We start from the raw sequence: 23,860 nt of genomic DNA on the forward strand, positions 1-23,860 counted from the left end.
GATTTTATAGAGAGGCATTGATTTTATTGTAAAGATCAACCTTGAAAGCGGAAAAAGTTCAAGAGCCTACTCTAGATCATATCGATTTAAGAGTAAAAATGCCGATGATCAGGCATCTGAAAACCTAATTCACATAAACTTTAATGCAATATCATCACTAAATTATCAATCTATGTACAAGCTAAAAACATTTATCACATGCATCGCCTTATGTTTAGGCGGCATGACGGCGTTTTCACAAACCAGCGTAACCGGTAATGTTTCCGACGTGAACGGCGAAGCGGTTATTGGCGCGAGCATACTGGAGAAAGGCACTACCAATGGTACCATAACCGATATCGATGGTAATTTTACCCTGAACGTATCCCAGGGAGCCACCCTTCAGATCAGCTATATCGGTTATGTAACACAGGAGGTACCTGTAACCGGCCGGTCACTGACCATTATCCTTGAAGAAGACACCCAAACCCTCGATGAAGTGGTAGTTGTAGGTTACGGTACCCAGAAGCGTTCGGACATCACCGGTTCGGTTACCTCCGTGCCGAAAGAACGCTTGAGCAACTTGCCCGTGCAAAACATTGCACAATCCATCCAGGGTGTGGCTGCCGGTGTGAACATCACGCAGACTTCATCGGTGCCGGGCGATGCCGCGAGCATCGTTACCCGCGGCAGGAGTTCGGTGAACCTGAGCAATTCCCCGCTGATTGTGGTGGATGGTGTGGCCATGTCGGTGGATGCCTCGCTCAACGATGTCAATCCCAACGATATTGAATCTATCGAGATTCTGAAGGATGCTTCCTCCGTAGCCATCTATGGCGTGCAGGGTGCCAACGGTGTAATCCTTATCACCACCAAGCGTGGGGCTTCTGCCAAACCGACCGTCCGCTACGGCGGTTGGGTGGGGTTCTCCGAAATTGCCCACGTGCTTGAACCGGGTTCCACCGACCAGCTGCTTGAACGTTATGCCGAATATGCGCGTATCCAGAATAAACCGTTAAATCCCGATTACGGTGGTGTGCAGTATGCTTACGAGGCGGATAACTTCAAGGCTGGTAAGACCATTGACTGGATCGACGAAGTAACCCGGCAGGGTATCATCCAGAACCACAACCTGAGTATAACCGGAGGCGACGAAACGGCCAGATATTATGTGGCCGGGGACTTTATGGATCAGCAAGGTGTTGTGAAAGGGTATAACTACAAGCGTTATGCCGTCCGCAGCAACATCGACGTGAAGCCCACGAAATACGCCACCATCGGCTCAAGTCTTTCCATTACGGCTCACAACCGCGACGGCGGCCGCGCCAATTTGCTGAATGCCGCCGCCATGTCTCCCTATGCCAGGATGTATGAAGACGACGGCGTGACCTACACCCACTATCCGATGTACGCCGAGACATTGTGGGCAAACCCCCTGCTGAATACCACGTTGAACCCCGAACGCCGTTCGTTCAACATCTCCGTCAACGGTTATGGCGAAATAGACTTTGGCAATCTGCTGAAACCGCTTGACGGCCTGAAGTATCGTTTGAACGGCGGTTTTACCTATATACCTACCCGCAACAATTACTATGAGGGTGAATCCGTCTACAACGAAAACGGCTATGGATACATCTACAACTCCGAGTCGCAGTATTACCTGATAGAGAACATTGTTTCTTACGCGAAGGACATTCACAGGCACCACTTCGACTTTACAGGCCTGTTCTCCGCCTCGAGCAAGTATTGGCAGGAGGCGTATGCCTACTCCCGCATGTTCCCGAACGACAACCTGGGCTGGGGAAACCTGGAGACCGGTTCCACGCAATCTGTCTCATCCGAGGCCGACCTGCGTCGCCTTCAATCCCTTATGGGTCGTCTGAATTACAACTATGAGAGCCGCTACCTGTTTACCGCGACAGTCCGTCGCGACGCTTCTTCTGTTTTCGGAGACGATACCAAGTGGGGAACTTTCCCCTCTTTCGCCATCGGCTGGAATGTAACCCGCGAAGAGTTTGCCCAACCCATCACCCATGTACTCAACAGCTTGAAGCTCCGCACTTCCTATGGATATTCCGGGAATGCCTCGCTGCCTGTATACAGCTCATTCTTCAAGCTGACCTCGAACACCTTGGCCATGGATGGCACTACCACCACCACCATGAAGGTAGGTACGCGTATGGGTAACTCCAGTATCCAGTGGGAGCGCACCAAGTCGCTCAACATCGCTGCCGACTTCGGGCTCTGGAACAATCGCCTCAATGGTACTATCGAATGGTACGACCGCACGACCGACGGTGTATTGCTGCTTCAAAGCCTGAACACCATCTCCGGTTTTGCCGATGTGTGGGACAATATTGGCGTACTGAACAATAAAGGTATAGAGCTTACCCTGAACTCCACCAATATTGATACGAGAGACTTCCGTTGGAACACCACACTCGTGTTCTCAAAGAATGCCAGCAAATGGGTGGATGTATATGGAGACGGGAAAAGTGACCTCAGTAACCGTTGGTTTATCGGAAAACCTTTCGGCGTGATTTATGACTATACGAAGGTCGGTATATGGCAAGAAGATGAGATTGGCAAACCTGTTTCCGAAGGCGGCAACATCGGTTGGGATGACTCCGCTGTGGCCGGTGACTTGAAGTTGGCCGATATTGGCAGTCCCGATGCGGACGGCGACGGTCTTCCCGAAGACGGGCCCGACGGTAAAATTGACAATAATGACAGACGGGTCCTTGGCACCACACAGCCCAAGTGGACAGGAGGTCTGACAAACACCTTCACATACAAGAACTTTTCTTTGAGTATCTTCATTCAAACTGTTCAGGGGATCATGAGCAACAACGGCGTGCTCGCCACGGCTTCGGACGAGCTTGGCCGTCGCAACGGTCCGGCCGAGGTCGGTTTCTGGACACCCGAGAACAGGAGCAACCAATGGCGATCACTTGGCAACCACTCCAACTCACACGGTTACGGATTCCCGAGCGATGCCAGCTACACCCGTGTCAAGGATGTCACGTTGAGCTACCGTTTGCCCAAATCCCTGTTGAATAAAGCCGGTTTGAGCGATGTCCAGCTCTATGTAAGCGGACGTAACCTCTACACGTTTACCAACTGGATTGGTTGGGATCCGGAAGCCAGGTATATCACGCGCGGATCAGAAAATTGGGATGTGAACTACCCCCTCACGCGCGACGTCGTATTTGGCCTTAATGTCACTTTCTAAAGTATTCACCTGATAAAAATGATTAAAATGAGAAATAAATTATTCATCATTTCATTGGTTGCCCTGGGCATGACCCTCCTTTCATGTGGCAGCGACTATTTGAAAGAAAATCCGTATAGTTTTGATGCCACCGGCGCGACAGACAATGCCACCGTGGATGCACAGTTGGCGGGCTTGCACCGCATCGTTGCCGAAATCGGCGGTTATTCAAGCAATCAGGGTTATTGTGGTATCTGGCAGATAGGTACTGACGTTTGTTCTGCCGGCGCAACGCAAGGCGTAGAGAACCCATTCTACCAGTATGCCGACCTGAATTCCGAAAATGCGGGTGTTTCCTATCTTTGGGGCAAGCTGTATGAGTTCATTAACAATGCCAACCTGATTATCGCGGCTGTTGACGAAGTGAATCCGGCCGCAAGTGCCGAAGCACGCTTCTTCCGCGCGTATGCCTATGACCAGTTGGTCACCCTTTGGGGTGATGTGCCCCTGTTGAGCGCTCCGGTAACTGTGCCGACATTCAACTTCACCCGCCAGCCGGTTGCCGAAGTGGATGCCCTCATCGAACAAGACATCACCTATGCGGTTGCCAATCTGCCTGAAGTGGGCGCCGCGGCCAAACCAAGCCGTTGCAATAAGGATATGGCACGTCAATTGGGCGCCCAGGCATACCTTCGTATGGGGATGCGCGATAACAGTTACTACGCCAAGGCGGAACAAATGGCCACCCAGATTATTGATGGTGGCAAGTACAAGCTGATTGAAGCCCGTTACGGCAAGTACCTGGGAGAAGGCGGCGATTATTATCGCGATATGTTCCGTTTCGGGAATCAGCGCCGTTCGGAGGGTAATACCGAAGCCATCTGGACATTTGAGATGGAATATAATGTGAATGTTACGGGCGGGACTATCGACTATCCGCAACAGCGCCGCGTGTGGCAACCCGCGCTGCATAAGATTGACATAGGTTATGCCAACTGCGATTCCCTCGGGGGCCGCGGCAACGGACGCCTGCGCCTGAGCAACTTCATGAAGTATTATGTGTGGAACGGTATGCAGGGCGACATCCGCAATTCCAACTTCAACATCCGCCGGACAATTTATTATAACAAACCGGGTTTTACCGGCGCGGATATTGATGTGGACGCCAATGGTTGGCGGGTGGCTGCGGGAACCGGTGTGAGGAAAGTGCATGTTGAGTTGGGTGATCCCATCATCTTATACGCTACCGACAGCATAGAAACGATGTACACTTATTGTACCAAGTGGGGTGGTTATGACCCGACGGATGACTTCGGTTATGCTGTCGTAAAAGACTGGCCGATGATGCGTCTGGGCGAAACCTACCTGCTGCGCGCGGAAGCCCGCTTCCGGCAAGGCAACACTGCCGGTGCTACCGACGATATCAACGTATTGCGCGACCGCGCTTTCAAGGAGTATCGCCAGCTTGTACCCGACGCGGGTAAAGTGTCGGCCTCGGATATCAATATGGACTTCATATTGGATGAACGCGCCCGCGAACTGATCGGGGAGGAGAATCGCCGCATGACGTTGCACCGTACAGGCATGTTGGCTTCACGTATTCCTTTGAACGATGACCTTTACAAGCCCATCACCGGTTTTGATGCCAACAAGCATACACTGCTGCCGATTCCTCTCTCAGAGATACAGCGCAACAAGGAGGCTGAACTGAGACAGAATCCGGGTTACTAAAAAGACATAATTCCAGATAAAGGTTTTTGACGGGTTTCTTAAATAGCGGAAAAAGGATTGCTGGCACCATCTGAAATGGTGAAATATGTAAACTGAAAAACAATAAAATAATCGTATGAAACGAGCATGATAATCATTATCACACAAGATCATGACTAAAGCGAGTTCCATATGACACCTTTGAAAATAATAATTTTAGTCATATGAAACAAATAATATCATTGATGGTGTCTTCTTTCCTGGCAGCCATGTTTGTCTATCCGATGGAGACTGTGGAAGGTTCCCCCGCCGTACCGGTAGATGGTGACCGCGGATACTGGGCCGCGTTAGCATACCGGATCGCCGCGCCTGTGCTGGAAAATATGAGTAAAGGTGAACTGAAAAAGAATATGCAGGTGGAAGTCAGCCCCACATGGGATGGACGCGATAAAGATGTTAGCTACATGGAATGTTTCGGAAGGCTTATGTCGGGGATAGCTCCCTGGCTCAGCCTGCCGGACGACGATACGGCGGAAGGCAGGCAAAGGAAACAACTCCGCGAATGGGCATTGAAGAGTTACGCGCATGCGGTCAACCCCGAAAGTCCCGACTACCTGTTGTGGAGAAATGAAGGGCAGCCGTTGGTGGATGCCGCTTATATCGCAAGCAGTTTTCTCCGGGCACCCGAACAGTTATGGGAGCCGCTCGATGAATTAACCAAAGAGAGATATATCAAGGAATTCCAGCAACTACGCCGCATAGATCCTCCTTACACCAACTGGCTCTTGTTCTCGGCAATGGTAGAAACTTTCCTGATGGAGGCAGGGGCGCAGTATGATATGTACCGCATTCACAGCGCTATCAGGAAGGTCGATGAATGGTACGTTGGCGACGGATGGTATTCCGACGGGGAGCATTTCGCCTTCGACTACTATAACAGTTATGTGATACAACCGATGTATATACAGGTCCTTCAGGTGCTTGTGGACAGGAAAGCACCATTACGGGACAAAAGCCCGGAATCGATACGCGACGATTTGGATATCGCGAAAAAACGGATGCAACGCTTCGGGATCATATTGGAGCGCTTTATTTCTCCCGAAGGAACCTTCCCCTTGTTCGGACGTTCCATGACCTACCGCTTAGGCGTATTCCAACCCCTCTCCTTGCTTTCGTGGAAGGAATTCCTACCGGAAGAATTGTCAGAAGGACAGGTCAGGAGCGCGCTCACTGCCGCCATGAAACGAATGTTCACAAACGAAGGCAATTTCAATGAAGGAGGATTCCTTCAATTAGGATTTGCCGGCCATCAGCCCGACCTGTCCGACTGGTATACCAACAACGGCAGCATGTACCTCACATCAGAGGTGTTTCTCCCGTTGGGATTGCCGGTGGATCATTCGTTCTGGATCTCTCCCGCCGAAGACTGGACAACTAAAAAAGCATGGCAGGGAAATTCTTTCCCCAAAGACCATGCTATAAGATACTGATAACACCCAAATGAATGAGATACTCGCACTTTATTTTAACAAACAAGCTCCCTGAATTATGCACCACAAGTTTTATGATTGGTCTGTAATGCTATTCTTCCCGCTAACGATCGCCTGTTTTACGGCATGCGGTCCAAATAAGGATAATAATAAAACAGATGTGAAAGAAGTGATGGATATTATCCACAAAATAAACAATTACTGGCAGGCCAATCATCCGGAACAGGGCAATGCATTCTGGCACACCGCGGCCTATCATGCCGGAAACATGGCCGCGTATGAAGTGACCGGAAACCAGGCATACAAGGCATATTCCGAAGCCTGGGCAGAACACAATGAGTGGAAGGGTGCCAAATCAGACGATAAGGAGAACTGGAGGTATTCATATGGGGAGTCTGACGATTTTGTGCTTTTCGGAGATTGGCAGATCTGTTTCCAGGTGTATGCCGACCTGTATAATCTGGATGAGGCAAAAGACGAAAGAAAGATTGCACGCGCGAAAGAGGTGATGGAATACCAGATGAGCACACCCCGGAATGATTACTGGTGGTGGGCTGACGGGCTCTATATGGTGATGCCGGTGATGACGAAACTGTACAATATAACCGGAAACGAACTGTATCTGAGTAAACTTCATGAATATTTCACCTTTGCGAAAGAGCTGATGCATGATGAGGAGAGCGGTTTGTTTTACAGGGATGCCAAATACATATATCCTGCCCACAAGACGAACAATGGGAAGAAAGACTTCTGGGCGCGTGGTAACGGATGGGTATTCGCCGGACTGGCCAAAGTATTACAGGATCTGCCCGAAGACAATCCCCATAGAGATGAATATATAAATGTGTACCGGGATATGGCGAAGGCGCTTGCCGGTTGCCAGCAGGAAGAGGGATTCTGGACGAGAAGCCTGCTCGATGCCGGCCATGCTGCCGGATATGAGACCAGTGGGACGGCATTTTTCATTTACGGCTATTTATGGGGGATAAACAACGGTTTCTTTGATAAAGACGACTACAGCACAGTGGTGGATGAAGGTTGGAGTTACCTGACGAATACCGCTTTACAGGATGACGGCAAGGTCGGCTATGTACAGCCTATCGGTGAGCGGGCCGACCAACATAATGTAAACGCGGAAACCACCGCCGACTTCGGTGTGGGCGCTTTCCTGTTGGCTGCCTCGGAAATGGTGAAATACTATCGCTCTACTCAGCAGTGATTTCATATCCCGGTCATATGAAACTCCGGCTGTTTACTGGAAAATGTTTAGTAACAGTCATGTAGTAGCAAAACACTTGTCAATTTTTTCCCAAACAGTGAAAACCTGTATATCAAAACTGTCCATTTATAATGGAGGCTGCTTTTTTGTACAGCCTCCATTATAAATATTGCCAATTAATACCCCGGATTCTGTTTTAAATTCGCATTCTTTTCCAATTGCGACCTGGGTATCGGTAAGATTGAATGGTAATCTCCATTGGGAGAGTGAGAGAACCATGACTTGCGTGTATAAACACCAAAGCGTATCATATCTTGCCGTCTGCGTCCTTCTTGATTAAACTCCCAACCCAATTCGTCCAGCATGCGTCCGAACGGCACATCCCCACCTCCTTCAAAAGTGTGAGGAACAAGGTCATCTCGACGTCCATAATCGTATACACTCCCTTGCAACAATTGGTCCCCAGTAACTACCGCCTTTTCCGGAGTTGCTTTGAAATTACGTTCCCTCACCCGGGTTACTATTTCAGCCGCCTCGTTGCGAGAACCAGTCCGCAGAAGAGACTCGGCTTTCATCATCAGTACATCCGCATATCTGAAAAGTGGCCAATCATTGCTTAATTGCACACGTGCTCCTATGGCGATTTCAAATTTCCCATGGCGGAAACCATGTATTTCCTCTGATGAAGCAATACTGGGAACTTCGTTTATATAGGATAGCGGTTGACCGGAAAGGTTGCCCATGGTACATAGCAGCATATCTCCTTCTGCGGAATATTGATCGCCCTGGATCCAATTTTCCTTTAAACGTATATCGTCGGGATCAAACGTATCGATGAATTGGGGAACAGCACAGATTCCCCCCCATGGACTTGACGCCAATTTATAGGTTGCCTGGTTCGCAGGTTGCAAGGTCTGCATGTGGATATCAAACGCATTCCAGTCCGTCACGTATTGATCATCAAAGGGAAGAGCCAGAATAATTTCTTTCGCATTTTCATTATTGGTCGCAAAGACATCCCTTTGATTGGCATCCAACTCAAAAAGACCACTTTCAATCACTTTATCACATGCTTCAACACACTCCTGCCAATGTGACGTGCCGGTATATACTTCAGCGTTGAGATACATTTTGGCTAAAAGTGCCCAGGCTGCCCATTGGTTGAAGCGGCCATACATAATGCCACCCTTTTCTTCACTTAATAAAGGCATATTCTCTGTTACTTCCTTTATAACAAAGTCAAAAACGTCCTGACGTGTCGACTGTTCGGGTATAAACCCTTCAGGAATGTCGTATTTGGTCATAATGGGAACATTCCCATAAAGGTCACACAACATATAATAATAAGAAGCGCGCAGGACTTTCAATTCGGCGATCGTCTCCTCTTTTCCTTCCGTTACCGGAATGCTTCCGGATTCAATCTGGAACAATACCCGGTTACAATTATTTACCCCCGCATACAAATGATTCCAACAGTTTTCCACCACTTCATGGTCGGTACTCCACTGGTGTTCGAAAATGAGCCGGTGCACACCCCCATCCACCCATCCATTGGGACGGGCAGGTATCACCGACTGGTCGGAAGATACTTCCATGATCCTCAGGATACTGTTCCAAAATAAAAGTCCTTGCCGCCAGTTCACATACGTGGTTCCGACAATGGAGGCCAGATCTTCGGATGTGGGTTCAAACTGTTCGGATATTATCAAAGAATAGCTGGTATCATGCAATTTAGTACAGTTCGTACAAATGAACGATAGGACAGCTATCAGTATGATTGTTATTTTTGTTTTCATACGACTAAAATATTAAATTAGAAAGTGATATTTGCACCTAACGTAAATGTTCTTGTTTGAGGATACTTGTCACGGTTGTCATTACCGGGATCAAGGCCGATCCTGTTTACTTCCGGGTCGATACCCTTGTATCCCGTTATCGTCAACGCGTTCGCACAGGAACCGTAAAGCCTGAGCGCTTTGACATACCTGGATGGTGTCTTGGTGAATGTGTATCCAATAGTCACATTGTCAATTTTCCAGAAATCACCGTCTTCCACATAATAACTGTTGAATTCCAAAGGAACTTCCTTATTCAACACGGCTTTACCAAAAACTTTATGCTCGGAAGACTTTAAACGGTTATAATTCATGATGCTCGTGTTTTCATAATACATTCTCTGGAAGTTGAGTATCTGGTACTTGAACGCGCCCCGCATCGTGACATTCAGATCCCAGTTTTTAAACGCGAATGAATTATTCCAACCCGCGTAATATTTAGGAAGCCCGTTTCCCAAGATGTGTTTGTTGTCGGTATTGCGTTTGCCGTTGAAATCATCGTAACTGACCGTGTTACCCTCTCCGTCGATATAGATCCATTTTCCTTCTTCATCCACATCGACCACTTTATAACCGAAGAAATTACCGATTTTGTCGCCTATTTCAATTCTATGTGTATAGGTCTGTATCGGTTCACCGGTTGAACCGGGATAAATATAATTGGATGAGACCTGATAAAGATCGTTTGACAAACTCACGAGCTTATCACTATTTGTCGAGAAATTAACGCTTGACTGCCATGTGAAATCCCCTGTTTTGACAGGAACGAAATTAACCAAAACTTCAATGCCCCTATTGCGCAATTTACCGACATTGGCTGTTGTATTATTCACAAGATTAGGAGGAACAGGTACGGAAAAATTATAAATGAGGTCTTTCACATCCCTGTTATAGAAATCAATGGACCCATTGATCCGGTTATTGAGGATGCCAAAATCGAGACCGATATTCCATTCGTGCTTTTCTTCCCACTTAATATGCCTGTTGGTATTCCTCGAAGGAAGCAACGTCCGTATCCATTTCCCATCTGAATAATAATATCCACTGTAAGACAACGTGGCCAGACCGATAAAGGGATCCTGGGGCTGGCTGCCTGTAACTCCGTAGCCGGCACGCAGTTTCAGGTCGTCAAAAAATCCCGTGGATTTTAAAAATTCCTCCTCGCTTAAACGCCATCCTACCGAAACAGCAGGAAACAACCCCCACTCGTTGTTGGTGCCAACCAATTGACTTGCACCCTCATAGCGAAGGCTTGCCATAAATAAATAACGGTCTTTGAAAGAATAGGTCGTCCTGCCAAAAAAAGCAATAAGATTACTGACACCCCGGTCACTGCTGAAACTACTGCGTTTATTGGCCAGCCCTTCTCCCAATTGTATCTGTGAATAGCCGAATATATCGGTGGGAAAATCTTCATTATTGATCCAAAAATTGAAATATTCATTTTCCTGATAACTATAACCGCCCAACAGAGAGAACTGATGCTTCCCAATGCTCTTATTATATTGTGCGGTGAGATCCAGCAAGCGGTCAATCGACTCATCTTGCCCGTTGGAAGCAAAACCATTTCTGGAATCCCTAATATTGGATATATGTTTCTTTGTCTCCGAATATCCTCTCGTCTGATTATATTTACTCAAAGAGAAAACACCGTTTATGGTAAGATCTTTGACGGGATTGTAAACAACGTTCGCATTCAATCTGGAAAATTGCACCTTGTTGCGTCCATCACTTTCCTCTAATCTTGAAACGGGATTTTCATAATTGAAGAGCCCCGGCTCTTCATACCATGAACCGTCTTCATTTTTTACAGGCGCGGTGGGATTCATGATCTGGGCTTGCCGATAGGTGTAACCGTTGAAGCTATACCCGTCGCCGGTTGTTGTAAAGGTATTATTCCTGCTGATGATTTCGAGGTTGGCCCTCACTTTATCATCAAACAAGCTATGATTGACTTTTGCCCTTACATTCATATTTTCATTGTCTGACTTTTTAAATATGCCTTGCGTGTTCCTGTAATTCACATTCAGTAAATAATTCGTTTTATTGGTCCCCCCGGTAAAAGTCACATTATGCACATGGCTCACAGGGGTACGGGTTATTTGTTTCAACCAATCCGTATCGTATCCTTTATCCCAGCTTGCAGGTCTATATTCTTCGGCGATTTGCCTCCGATAATCCTCGGCCGTGAGCATTTCCATCTTTCGACTTATCGCCTGAGTGTAAACATACGTATTATACTCCACAGTGTTGAAATTTGTTTCTTTTGCCCTTTTGGTAGTAATAATAATGACGCCATTGGTACCCCGTGTCCCATAAATTGCCGCGGCAGAACCATCTTTTAAAACATCAATGGTTTCAATATCTTCAGGGGAGATCAAACTGAAACTCCCCGGCACACCATCAATAATTACCAATGGGTTTGTACTGGTCCCGTTAATAGTAGAGCGTCCGCGAAGTAACATCTGGGTACTTGCAGTAGGATCACCCGAGGGCAGGGAAATCGTCAAACCGGCAACCTTTCCCTGGATCAACTGTCCAACATCCTGAACCATTCCTTTATTGAAATCATCCGCCCGGACAGTCGCCACGGAACTGGTAATGTCCCCTCTTCTCTGTGTGCCGTAGCCTATCACGACGACCTCCTCCAGCGCCATGGCATCTTCCTCCAAGATTATATTGAAAGATGTGCTTCCCGAGGTGTTAACTTCCTGTGTCAGATAACCAATATAGGAAATCTGAAGTACAGCATCGCTTTCTATCGTAATGGAAAACTGTCCGTCCAAATCGGTCACAGTCCCGTTTGTGGTGCCTTTTTCCATAACATTGGCTCCGATAATAGCTTCTCCATTTACATCCGTTACGGTTCCGGAAATTTCTCTTTTTTGCTGTTGCTCTCTCAAAGAGGCCTTTGTTTCAACAACATGGTCGATCGCAAAACTGTTAAGTGTACCCAATAATACAAAAACAGCAACCCAATGGATGGGCAAGGAAAACCTTCCCCATCGAAAAGATTTAATGATTTTCATTGTCTTCACCTGATTAAAAATTTGAATAAAAAAAACACAAAATACGTTTTCACACACTACCCAATCGACTATCTCGGACTGTGCAATGTACCAGACATGTTATATAGACTTATCGAAACAAAGGTAATAATAAGTGTACAAACATACACTTATTATTTATATGTTTTTAAACATAAAATTGAAAATATATTTATCGTTAACGCGCAAAAAAGAAAGACCTTTTTTATCACCTTTCAATTTCTCGTAATTCAAAGACTTGATCAAAAATAAATCTTCCATCCGTATTGCCCTTTTTGTAAAGCTTTCACACATTTCAAATAACCATTTACTACTTGGGGCTGGAAACGGTATTTCTTCTTTGCCGTTTTTCCCGTTTCATCTGGTTTTCGTCGATACTAGAGAATTTTAAAGGGGATCATATATATCCTTTATTCCGTTTTGATCTTTTTAAGGTATTCCGAAGGAGACAGGCCGAATTCTTCTTTGAAGCATTGCCTGAAATAAACAGGACTGCTCATGCCGACCCTGAAGGAGACTTCCGAGATATTGTATTTTCCTGTTAACAGGAGGCGCTCCGCATTATTCATCTTTACTTTGCGCACAAACTCATTGGTGGAAATACCCGTCAGCGCTTTCACTTTTCTATAGAGGGTGGAATTACTCATAAAGAGCTTACCGGACAAATAGCTTATGTCGACTTTTTCCGATTGGATATTTTCCTCGATCAGGCGTGTCAGGTTCTCCAAAAACTCATTGTCAAGTTTGTTGAGTGACTCTTTAAAGAGGGCGCTTTTTTCATCTTTCCCCGAGTCGAGCACGAACTGTGTGGCCAGTCTTTTTCGGGTCTCCAGCAGGTTATTGATGCGGCTGTGAAGAAGAGACGCGCTGAATGGTTTTGTCAGATAAGAATCGGCCCCTGATCTGTAACCCTCTTCTTTATCCTGTATTGAATCTTTGGCCGTGAGCAGGACAACCGGGATATGACTGGTTCTTACGTCCGCCTTTATCTTCTGGCAAAAAGTGATCCCATCCATACCGGGCATCATGATGTCGCTCACAATGATATCAGGAATATGGGTGAAGGCCGCATCGCATCCCTCTTCGCCTTCACCCGCGGTAATCACATGGAATGAGTCAGACAAAGAGTCAAGTATATATTCACGGATCTGCGGGTTATCCTCAACCACCAGCAAAATAGGTTTCCCGTTCGACTTTGTCTCCTCGGCAGATTCATTTATACTTTCCGATGATTCAGGAGTCTCTTCGTCCCGGTCATTGTGTAATGCATTCGGATACATATTATGTGTGAGCAATGAAAAATAGAAACTACTGCCTTCGTTTATTTTACTTTCAACCCTGATCTCTCCCTCATGCAGATCCGCGAGATTTTTCACAAGCGCGAGCCCTATACCCGTGCCCGGGACCTGCCGGGTAGCTTTTGCCTGGTAGTATCGGTCAAAAATACGGGCCTGGTCTTCTTTTGATATTCCGTAACCGGTATCCTCCACCTTTATTTCGGTATAGGAAAGATTATTACGCGTTGTTGTGTATAAAGATATTGTTATTGATCCTTGGTCAGTATATTTCATCGCATTGGAGATGAGGTTATCCAATATGATATTCACAATCTCTTTGTCAAAGTAGAGAAACATCTCCTCTTCCTCAATATTTACCCCAAATTGGATGTTTTGTTTCACATTCAGCTCCATGTATTTAAGTCCGGCTTCTTTTACCAGGACAGCCAGATTGGATTTACTCACACGGAGTTTTCTGTTCCGGGTCTCCGCTTTCCTGAATTCGAGTATTTGATTGATAAGGTTCAATAGTTGGAGCGCACTCTGATGCACCACGGATATTTTCTGCTGCTGTTTAGGCAACAATTGAGCATCCTTTTGTAAATCCTCCAGAGGACCCAATATAAGTGTCAGCGGCGTACGTAACTCATGGGCAATATTCGTGTAGAACCTCAATCGCTCATTATTCAATTCCTGCTCCTGCTCACGGTTATTCTTCTCCAACTCATAAGAACTCTGCATTTCCAATCTTTTTTTATAAGCCAGCAGGAAAAAGAACACGATGAGCAGGCCTGCCGTCACATAAAGCGTTTTAGCCCACCAGGTGAGCCATAAAGGAGGCTGTATATGAATGGAAAGGGGATAGATGCTTTCCGGAGACCACGCCTGATTTCTTATCCGTGTGTTGACAAGGAATTTATAACGTCCCGGAGGGACATTACGGAACATGACCGTATTGTCGTTTACCGTATGCCATACTTCATCCAATCCTTCCAGCATATATGCATAATCCACGTGATTGGTCAACGAATAGTCCTGAATGTTGAAAGAGACACTGAATGTATTCTGTTTATGATTCAGAACGATATGTCTGTTTTTTTCCACAAATGAGTTGACATGCCGGTCATTCTTCGGTGCCACTCCCGATTCATAGATTTTCATGTCAGTTATAACAACCTGAGGCACAATACGCTCTTCCAATACAAAGGCTGGACTAAAATAGCAAACCCCTTTGTTATATCCGAAATAGATGCTCCCTTTTTTGTCTTTTGTCACGGCACCGGATGAGAAACTACCCATGGGCGACTTATCGAGGAGGTTGTAATTATGGAATTGTTTTTTTGCTCTTACATAACAAGTGATTCCGTCGTTACTGCTGAACCAGATATTTCCCGCGGCATCCTCTGTGATGGCCCGGATATTGGTATTATGTAAACCATTGTCACGCTGAAAGACCTCGTAATTGAACGAATGGGATTCCGCAAAACGTACCAGTCCCTCCCCTGTGGCAATCCATATCTCTCCGTATGAATCCCGGAAGATCTGATTTATAGTATTGGAACAGAAATTGTTGTATTCATTAAAGCCGGCCAATAACTGCATATCTTTGGTATAAACGGCAAGTCCCAGCCCAAAGGTACCAATCCACATCCGTCCGAGATGGTCCTGATTAATCGCTCTCACCTGATCCTCCGGTAGCTGGTTGTTTTTTGCGTTATAGTGATCTACCATTCTCTTTGTTTTCCCATCCAACACCCAGATGCCTTCCTGAGTACCCACCCATATATTGGCATCGGCATCCTCAAAGAAGCAGCGGACATCCCAATTGCGACCACCATTCACCACAATAGGTTGGATTCTTTTGCGCTGGCAATCGTAAAAGTCTATCCCCGTCAGAAAAGATCCCAGCCAGATATTCCCCCGGCTGTCTTTCATCATTGTCTGTATCGTATTATGCGTAAGAGTGCCCCTCTCTTTGTTGTATATGCGGACGCGCTGTCCGTTCTCAAAAACATTGACACCGCTTCCGTCGGTACCGATCCATAGCCTTTCATCGTTATCTAAACATAAACTCAATGCAATACGGTTATTCAGACTATTCACATCGTCCGGTAGCGGGGAGTATCCGTAAGATTCGAATAGCGGTTGGGTGTGACCGATAAAATTGATTCCTCCACCATAGGTGGCTAACCATATATTGCTGAATGAATCCTGAAAAATCGCCCTGACCGTCGCCACGGAAAGGCTATGTTTATTATGTCCTGCCATGTAATGTTGTATGGAAGGCTGGCCCGACGGCATAAAAAAATGTTGCTTTAGATCAATCACGGCAATACCGTTGAGTTCTGTTGCCACCCACAACTTATTGTCGTTCATCTGCCGGATATCGAATATCCGGGAAGTTAGTATTCCCCGGGAAGAACTGCCCACAGAAATAAATCTGCCCGTATCACTGTGAAAAAGGGCCAAACCCTTATCGGTACCTACCCAGATATTGTTGTGCGTGTCTTTGTATATACATCTCACCTCGTTTCCGGGGATGCTGCCCTGGTCGGAAGGGTCATTCCGGAAGTTGACAACCTGTCCGTCATTCAATGACAAAACACTCATTCCATGCTGTACATGTCCGATGTAAAGATGCCCGTTATGGTCGTCCAATATTGTCCATACCATATCCGACACCAGATCAGGCAAAGTTTCTGTATTATAGTGAGTAAATCCTTTTGCACGCTTGTCAAAATATTCTACCCCCCGGTAATAGGTACTGATCCACAGGTTGCCGTCGGCAGCAGGAGTAATCGATGTGATATCATTGGTGACAAGACTTGAAGGGGAATCATCATGATGTGTGAAAACTTCTAAAGTGTTATGCTCATAGTTGTACGCATCCAGTCCGGCGCGTTGAGTCGCTATCCAAATGACAGGTTCAGCCGGATCGGCGTAAATATAATTGAGTTCATTGCCGCTGATATTTCCGGTATGCTTGTAGTAACTGGTAAAACGGGTTCCGTCGAATTTATTGAGGCCCTCTTCAGTGGCAAACCAGAGGAACCCATCTTTATCCTGTGTGATACTTACCACATAATTATTGGATAATCCCTGCTCCCGTCCCAGTGAAGCGATGACAGACGGCTGGGCTTGCACTCCGGCCATCATGGCAACTAAAATCGGTATCAAAAACATCCCTCTCTTTGTACCCTTCATACTATAAAACAGCTTCATGATTCAAATATAACACTAATTTATATTCCAGTGATGTTAAATGACGCGTTGCATGATTTAACGTCCTTCTTTGCATGATTTCTGTCTCATCCCGGCTTGCAATTTGTCATAATTTTGCCTCTTCATATGTTGCGAATCGAGGTCGGATGAACATTGGCATAGAATTCAAAAATGGCGTTATAATCTAAAAAAAGCATAAAAGGATGAAAACAAAAAATTATTATTATTCTGCAAAAAGGGGGTTGAAATATTTTATCAACACCTTCCTGCTATGGATTTTTTCATTATCAGCCTTATGGTTTACAGGATGTGATGGTGATGATGGATATCCAGAGGTTGACGGTCAGAATCCTGTGCTGACATTGACAACGACTCATATTCAGTCCGGGGTTGGACGGACAATCACCATTGAAGGGAGTGTCAGCGATAAAGACGGAATTTCAGCGATCAGACTCGAATGTGAGGATCTTCATCTCGATAAGACCATTAACCTGATCGAGATTTATGAAAAACCGCTCGAAGCGTATGATCTGAGTTACAAATTCAATATTCAGAGGGATGAGACCGGAGACCAATTTACCATTAAAGTCACGGTGACCGACGTGGGAGGCCGCACTGTCTCGCAAGATTTACTGGTGACAATGGACGGTGATTTTGAGAAACCTGTATTCACACTATCTCCGGACAAGAATATTACGGTGCTTATTAAAGCCGAGACTAAATTTAATCTGCGTTTTTCCGTTTCAGACGATCGTGCTTTAGATTATGTGACGATTGAGATTCCAGGTATAGAGGGTTTTACATCACTCCGGTTGGAAGCCGACGGAGAGAAAACATTTGATTTCGTAGAACGAATCACCTTGCCGAACATCGAGCAAATCTACAATGTGACGATTACAGCCGTGGACAGAATGGGAAATGAATCGGTGGCCGCGAGTATGATCTCAGTGTCAGAAATGCCCGATTTCGAAAAAATGTATCTGGCAGACGTCGCCACAGTGAAAGAATTGAACAGTGACGTATTCGGGGTCCCGATGCGTATTGAACGTACAGGCGATTATCAATACAAGGCCAATTACTATAACCAGCAGGCAGGCACGAAAATCTTCTTCCTGCCGCAAAAGAGCGATTTCTCTCCGATTTGCTTCGGACTCGACCCCGAAGATAACAGTAAATTGACAGACGATCCTGAAACAGCAAAACCGATCGTACTGGAGCAGGCCAATATTTACTATGAGATCACATTTGACACCCAAAAGAGTACTTACAGCATCAGGACTTACCCCATCGCCGAAGCTGTTAATCCCATACCTCACACATATGGCTCAACAAGTCTCGACACATGGGGAGACGGCGGTTCCTGGCTGCAAGAGTTTTACTTTGGTTACATGACAAGTAATCCGCGCGAAGTAGAACGATTCACGCAGGACAAAACCAACCCGAACCTCTTCTATCTCGAAGAGTCACTATTCCTTGAAGCCGGCACTCAGATGAACTTCGTTATCCACAACTGGCATTCCGACGGTTGGTGGAACTATTGCACATGGCGTGTGGACAATTCCGCTGAACCCGAAATCTTCGGATACTACGGCAAAGAGGCCAAATACACCAATCCCGCGTGGACAAAACCTGACCATGTAGGGGATAACTGGGCGAAACCGGCCGTGAACACCACCGGAAATTACAAACTTATATTTGATGCTCATCTTGAAAGGGCCAAACTGGTTCCCGCTAATTAATTAAGTAACATTTGATATGAAACCGACATGTTTAAAATAATCATTAAACACCCGAAGGGAATGATTATTTCCGTTAAGCTAAATGAGCAAAGGATAAACTTGTTTGGACTATGCCATAGCGAGGAATTGAAAATCGAGGAGCGGAGGCGACTCAAATATCTAACTTTAGTGAATATTTTGAACATCGAAGGTTCCATATACCGAAATAAAAAAATAAAATAATCATATGAAAAAACAGATATTATTATTGTGTCTTGCCTTGATAAGCCTGGGCGCCCATGCGCAGATCACTGTGAGGGGTAAAGTCACTTCAGCAACGGACAATGAGCCGCTGATCGGCGCGACAATACAGATAAAAGGTTCGGGTAACGGGACTGTGACTGATCTGGATGGTAATTACTCATTGAGCAATATCGCTGAAGACGATGTTCTTGTCTTCTCTTCGATAGGTTATGAAACCCAAGAGATCAGGGTAGCTCATCAGAACACAATCAATGTGGTGATGAAAGAGGCACAGGAGCTGCTTGAAGAACTGGTGGTGATCGGTTACGGCACCGTGCGGAAGAGCGACCTGACCAGCTCCATCTCCACCATAAAAGGTGAGGAAATCACCAAGGTAACTACCGGTAACGCCATGGATGCCCTTCAGGGCAAGATTAACGGGGTGCAGGTGACCAGTGGAGGCGGACCGGGTACAACTCCCAAAGTACTGATCCGCGGTGTCACCACAGTGAATGGCAGCGACCCGTTGTACGTGGTTGACGGAATGCCTGTGGGCACGAACATCAATTTTCTGAACAGCAACGACATCGAGTCCATGGAAGTGCTGAAAGATGCTTCGGCTGCCGCCATCTACGGTACGCGTGGTTCTAACGGTGTCATCCTGATCACGACTAAAAAAGGTTCTGCAGGAAAGACCTTGTTCAATTTCTCTTCTTCAATCGGTTTCCAGACTATCTCCAATCCGAATATGGCGAAAGCTTCGGAATATGAACAGGTTTTCAAGGCCCGTTACACAAACGACGGACGCACGCCCGTATGGAACAGCAAAGACAATATCACCGATGCCGAAGGTACCGACTGGTGGAATGAAGTTGTCAACAAAACGGCGCTGGTACAGAACTACGCTTTCGGTGTTTCAGGAGGAAACGACAAACTGGTGTATAACTTGAGCATGGGCTATTTCCGCAACAATTCACAGTACGATGTGGGATACTGGGATAAGATCAATCTGCGGTTGAATACGGAATATACATTCAATCAGCATGTAAAGATGGGTTTTGATATTGCTCCACGTGTAGAGTCGTGGGATAATACCCCGAATTTATTTTCAGCAGCGATGGCCATGGATCCCACTACTCCTGTTTTTAAACCGGAGGAAGAATGGGTAGACAATCACTATAACAATTACGCGCGTTCTCACAACAACCAGGAATGGAACCCCGTCGCGTCGCTCGCGCGCCAGAACGCTTACTCCCGCGAGTACGGGGTGATTGTGAATCCCTATTTACAATTGACTCCGTTCAAAGGATTAACACTGCGTACCCAGTTTGGCGCCAATGCCCATATCCGTCGTTCGGACGCCTTTACTCCGGAATTCGAGATCGATCAGCTCGAGAAATCCACTTACAGCAATGTCTCCCGGGAGATGAAAGAATGGTTGGACTGGAACTGGACGAATACCGCGAATTACATGCGCACTTTTGACGATAAACATAATCTTAACCTCATGGCGGGTTTTACCGCGGAACGCTTTGCCGAATACTGGGTAAAGGGAGCGCGCGACGATACTCCCAATAATTCCGAAAATTTGCAGGAGGTAAGCGCCGGCACACTGAATCAACAAGCCACAGGTAATACCGCATACAGTTCTTTACTTTCTTATATCGGGCGTGTGATGTACAATTACGATGGTCGTTACTATCTGACCGCTTCACTCCGCACAGATGGTTCTTCCAAATTTCCTGAGGGCAACAAATATGCAGTATTCCCATCCATATCAGCGGCCTGGCGTTTAACCGGGGAAGAGTTCATGCAGCACCAGGATATTTTCAACAACCTGAAATTACGCGCAGGTTGGGGGCGTGTGGGCAACCAGAATATCGACAACTCCGCTTACCTGACCCTTCTGTCAAGTGCCGACGCCGTATTTGGCAGAAACCCCAGCCGTGTGACCGGTACCACCATCTCCTCTGTCGGCAACAACAGGCTGAAATGGGAAACTGTGGAAGACTATAACTTGGGATTGGATATGTCATTTCTGGATTCCCGTCTGAATGTGACATTTGACATCTATCAAAAAAAGTCATACGACATGCTTTATAAAAAACAGAATATCTTTGCCGTAGGATATCCTGACTGGAATAGCCAGGTAACCATGAATATCGGGAGCATGAAAGCTTCCGGTTGGGAATTGAGCTTTGACTGGAACGACAGGATAACCAATGATTTTAGTTATAATATCGGCCTGAACCTTTCGGCTGTGAAAAATAAAGCAGTGAAACTTTCCGGAGACGGTCCGGTCAATACCGGCGGTTTCAACTCCGATCAGATTATCCGTAATGAAGATGGCGCGGAAATCGGCCGCTTCTATGGATATGTGGCAGACGGACTGTTCCAGAATTTAAGTGAAGTGTATGCTCATACCGATGAGCATGGAACCATCCTCCAGCCCAACGCGCAACCGGGTGATATCCGTTTCAGGGATTTGAACCATGACGGTGTGTTGGATGAAAATGACAAGACTTATATCGGGAATGCCTATCCCGATTTGATGGCCGGTCTGAACTTGGCTTTTAACTATAAGAGCTTCGATTTCAATGCTAACTTTTACGGCACGTTTGGTAACGATGTTTTCAACACCACCAAGAGATTGTATGCCGGCACGAACGGTAGCAACGTGTATGCCGGCACGCTAAACAAAGTTTGGCATGGCGAAGGGACCAGTAACGACATTCCCCGCTTGACGGTTAACGACAATAACTTAAACTACACCCGCGTGTCCAGCTTCTATGTGGAAGATGGGTCGTATTTCCGCTGCAAGCTGCTCCAGCTGGGTTATACCTTGCCAAAGAATATTATTCCCGGCACAAACCTTCGTGTCTCATTCTCCGCACAAAACCCCTTCACCCTCACCAGCTATTCGGGAATGGACCCGGAACGTCCACAGATGGGTGAAAGCGTCATTGAAACCGGAATTGACTGGATAGCTTATCCCAACCCGCGTACTTTTTTATTCGGTATTGATTTAAAATTCTAATGATTATGAAACAGATATTTATTATATTGGCACTCTTTGCCACCCTATCCTTTTCGGCATGCTCCGACTTTTTGGTGGAAGACGTGAGGGGACAAGAGAATCTCGACACCTACTTTCAAAGTGAAAACGATGCGGAATCGTTTCTCACTGGCTGCTACAATGCGATCACCTACCATGGCTGGTGGCAAGTTGAAAACTTCTGGATTTTGACCGATATGTGTAGCGATGACCTCTGGATGGGTAACACCACGCAAGACCAAAGCGGGTACATCTCTCTGGCACATTACCAGGGTGTCGGTCAAAGCAATGGCACCATATCCAACTTCTGGCAATACCGTTATAAAGGTATCCTACGCTGCAATATCGCTATTGAGCGTATCCCTGAAGCACCTATCCGGGATGAGAGAAAAAAAGAACGCTTCATAGCCGAAGCCAAATTCCTGCGTGCTTATTTCTATTTTGAACTGGTAAAGAACTTTGGCGATGTACCTATTATACAAGGATTTTTATTGCCGGAAGAAGTGAGCGGCATCACGCGTTCGAGTACCGAAAATGTGTATGCCTTGATCGAACAGGATCTCACAGATGCGGCCAACGTACTTCCTCAGCGCAGTGAATATGGTGCCGATGACATGGGGCGCGCAACCCGCGGTGCCGCTCTCGGGATGTTGGGGAAAGCCTTTCTTTATCAGAATAAATTTGCAGAGGCCAGGGATATCCTCAAAACAGTCATCAATGAAGGTGAGTATAAGCTGATGACCGATTTCGGGGATGTATGGAGTATCGATGCCGAAAATAATGAAGAGTCGCTCTTCGAGGTGCAGAACATGTATGACGAGACCTATGAACTTGGCGGCAGCTTGTCTATCGTGACAGGCAACCGTTCCGGCGGCGACCAGGATGGATGGGCCTGGGGATTGCCTACTGCCAATCTTGAGAATGCTTTCATTGAAGCCGGGGACACAGAACGACTCAGATGGACAATTATCAAACACGGCGCGACAGAAATAGCGGGAGAAAACCAGTTCGACCAACTCATTACCGCGCAGGGTAACCAGAATGGTGACGGCACTTATTGTATTGATCCCGCAAAACATAAGTCGGCCCGCGTCAATCGCAAATTCTGGTTGCCTTTTACAAAACGTCCCGCAAATTATAATCAACCCAGAGTGCCTTTGAATCATCGCATCCTGCGCTATGCCGACATCCTTCTGATGTATGCTGAGGCTTGCAATGAGACCGGCGACGATGCCACGGCCCGTAACGCCTTGAATCAGGTACGCGACCGTGTTAACCTTGGCGCCGTAACGCTCAGTGGAAATGAACTTCGTAATGCCATCCGCGCCGAGCGTCGTCTTGAACTGGCATGTGAAAACCACCGACTCTATGACATCCGCCGCTGGACCGACGACAATGGAAAGAAGATGATTGCCAATATCATGGGAGTGAATGGATCATTTGTGCAATGGAACACGAGTGAAACAACCGCTGATCCTTATGAATGGGAGAATCAGTATGAACCCAGTAATAAAGGGATCACATTCAACGAAAACCGGGACTTGCTCTTCCCGATTCCGCTCTATGAAATCACCATGTCCAATGGTTCGATCACACAGAATCCGGGTTGGAATTAAGAAGCTGTTTTGAATTTTTTCATCCATTGTTTTTTAGCCATTTTTTGATGGATTTGGGTTTTCATTGATTCAAATGTGGCGGGCCACTTAAAAGAAATGAAAGTTCAAAGTCGCGAAAAAGGGCAAAAAACAATAGGAAAGAGTGGAAAAATAAGCGTGAAATAATTACTCGTAAAATTCAAAACAGTTTCTAAATAATTCTCCAAGTGAGTCATATTTCTGCCGCGGGTTGTTCAGA

At 46.3% G+C, this 23,860-nt stretch carries 10 protein-coding genes and 1 pseudogene; 7 read left to right on the forward strand and 4 right to left on the reverse strand.

The window, feature by feature from the left end; translation table 11 throughout:
* Positions 1–172 precede the first annotated feature (172 nt).
* The 4 genes from D7D25_RS05300 (at position 173) to D7D25_RS05315 (ending at position 7,609) form a co-directional block, all read left to right on the forward strand.
* A complete protein-coding gene (locus D7D25_RS05300) occupies positions 173–3,211 on the forward strand; it encodes a TonB-dependent receptor (protein WP_255417197.1) in 3,039 nt (1,012 codons plus the stop codon).
* Positions 3,212–3,232: 21 nt separating this feature from the next.
* Positions 3,233–4,921, forward strand: a complete 1,689-nt coding sequence (locus D7D25_RS05305; RefSeq protein ID WP_370453834.1) for a RagB/SusD family nutrient uptake outer membrane protein — start codon at positions 3,233–3,235, stop codon at positions 4,919–4,921.
* A 248-nt stretch (positions 4,922–5,169) separates the two neighbouring features.
* Complete coding sequence (locus D7D25_RS05310) at positions 5,170–6,390, forward strand: DUF2264 domain-containing protein (RefSeq protein ID WP_370453835.1); 1,221 nt, start codon at positions 5,170–5,172, stop codon at positions 6,388–6,390.
* An 88-nt stretch (positions 6,391–6,478) separates the two neighbouring features.
* Positions 6,479–7,609, forward strand: a complete 1,131-nt coding sequence (locus tag D7D25_RS05315; protein WP_370453836.1) for a glycoside hydrolase family 88 protein — start codon at positions 6,479–6,481, stop codon at positions 7,607–7,609.
* A 176-nt stretch (positions 7,610–7,785) separates the two neighbouring features.
* On the opposite strand, the gene D7D25_RS05320 is transcribed toward D7D25_RS05315, so the two are convergent.
* From D7D25_RS05320 to D7D25_RS05335, 4 genes and pseudogenes are all read right to left on the reverse strand, one after another.
* Positions 7,786–9,405: a RagB/SusD family nutrient uptake outer membrane protein gene (locus D7D25_RS05320; RefSeq protein WP_122967930.1), complete on the reverse strand. Its 1,620-nt coding sequence runs from the start codon at positions 9,403–9,405 to the stop codon at positions 7,786–7,788.
* 17 nt (positions 9,406–9,422) lie between these two features.
* Positions 9,423–12,473: a TonB-dependent receptor gene (locus D7D25_RS05325; protein WP_122967931.1), complete on the reverse strand. Its 3,051-nt coding sequence runs from the start codon at positions 12,471–12,473 to the stop codon at positions 9,423–9,425.
* A gap of 174 nt (positions 12,474–12,647) precedes the next feature.
* Positions 12,648–12,850: pseudogene (locus tag D7D25_RS18770) on the reverse strand (type II toxin-antitoxin system RelE/ParE family toxin); the annotation flags it as partial.
* A 51-nt stretch (positions 12,851–12,901) separates the two neighbouring features.
* Positions 12,902–16,951, reverse strand: a complete 4,050-nt coding sequence (locus tag D7D25_RS05335; RefSeq protein ID WP_255417206.1) for a two-component regulator propeller domain-containing protein — start codon at positions 16,949–16,951, stop codon at positions 12,902–12,904.
* Between the two features lie 242 nt (positions 16,952–17,193).
* Here D7D25_RS05335 and D7D25_RS05340 point away from each other — a divergent pair, with 242 nt between their 5' ends.
* From D7D25_RS05340 to D7D25_RS05355, 3 genes are all read left to right on the forward strand, one after another.
* The gene (locus D7D25_RS05340) at positions 17,194–18,729 is read left to right on the forward strand and encodes a hypothetical protein (RefSeq protein WP_255417199.1); all 1,536 of its coding nucleotides are present in this window, start codon (positions 17,194–17,196) and stop codon (positions 18,727–18,729) included.
* A gap of 226 nt (positions 18,730–18,955) precedes the next feature.
* Entirely contained in the window at positions 18,956–21,988 is a 3,033-nt protein-coding gene (locus D7D25_RS05350) for a TonB-dependent receptor (protein ID WP_122967933.1), read from the forward strand.
* 5 nt (positions 21,989–21,993) lie between these two features.
* Complete coding sequence (locus tag D7D25_RS05355) at positions 21,994–23,622, forward strand: RagB/SusD family nutrient uptake outer membrane protein (RefSeq protein WP_122967983.1); 1,629 nt, start codon at positions 21,994–21,996, stop codon at positions 23,620–23,622.
* Positions 23,623–23,860 lie beyond the last annotated feature (238 nt).

Origin of the sequence: Proteiniphilum sp. X52, assembly GCF_003712195.1 — a bacterium.
Lineage (GTDB): Bacteria > Bacteroidota > Bacteroidia > Bacteroidales > Dysgonomonadaceae > Proteiniphilum.